At 29.2% G+C, this 1213-nt stretch carries 1 pseudogene; it reads left to right on the top strand.

Annotated features, from left to right (window positions below):
* Positions 1–1213 (top strand): annotated as a pseudogene (locus EV196_RS20015) (metallophosphoesterase); the annotation flags it as partial.

The following is a 1213-nucleotide window of genomic DNA, read 5'->3' on the forward strand; positions in this document are numbered from 1 at the left end:
ATAAAAATTTTCAAGAGATTATAAAGCATTTAAAAAATAGAAGAAAGCATATATTAGAATGGGCTGAAACCTACTATAAAAGTATCAATAGAAACGTTATTATTCAAGGCACCAATAAAGATGATTTGTTCGAAATTAAAAGGTTAGAAGGCGGTTTTACAAACATAAAAATTACTAGAATCAAAAATACTCTTGATGAAAATGATGTGATGTTTGATAAAACTTTTGATCCTAAAATCACCAATGAAATTTGGTTATATGGTTTAGATGATAATGACCAATATCGTGTTGCAGGTACTAATAATTCTAAAATTAAAGTTTTATTAATTGGAGGTCAAAATAAAGATACTTACAGTATCGAAAATAGGAAAAACATTAAGGTTTATGATTACAAGTCAAAAGAAAGTGTGTTTGAAGGCGTAAATGTATATAAAAGACTATCAGACGAATATGAGCCTAATAATTATGATTTCGATAAATTTAAACACAATTTGCGTCAAGTATTGCCAACCATTGGGTACAATCCAGACGAAGGACTTACCATTGGAGCATTATCCATTTTTACAAAATACGGTTTTGAATTAAATCCATTTACCCAAAAACATAGTATTGAAGCTAAATATTTCTCAGCAACAGGTGGTTATGAACTTGGTTATACAGGAGAATTTGCAAGAATTTTTGGAACCTCAAATTTAAGAATAGAATCTCGATATTCAACACCTGCTTTTGCACAAAACTTTTTTGGATTTGGAAACGAAACAAAAAACTTTGAAGGTAATTTGGGTATTGAATTTTACAGAACACGTTTAGAGCAGTTTAATTTTAAAACGTCATTTGTGAAAAGAGGTAATTTGGGTAGCGAATTTACGTTAAGTATCCCTTTTGATTATATCAAACCAAATGATAACCAGAACCGATTTGTAGAACAAAATTTAAACAATGAAGACTTAAAATCTAAACAATTTTTGGGAGTAGAAACAGCCTATTCATTTATAAACAAAAACAACAGGTCATTTTCAACTTTAGGGATAGAGTTTTCATTACAAGCAGGTTGGAAAACCAATTTGGAAACTAGCAAACAAAATTTTGCTTATTTAACTTCTGTTTTTCAAATGGATTACCCTGTTTTAAAAGACGATAAATTAACGATTTCAACTATTTGGAAGGGACATATAATCTCTAACCAAAGTTTTGAATTCTATCAAGCAGCAAG

Origin of the sequence: Mariniflexile fucanivorans (assembly GCF_004341235.1) — a bacterium.
GTDB lineage: Bacteria > Bacteroidota > Bacteroidia > Flavobacteriales > Flavobacteriaceae > Mariniflexile > Mariniflexile fucanivorans.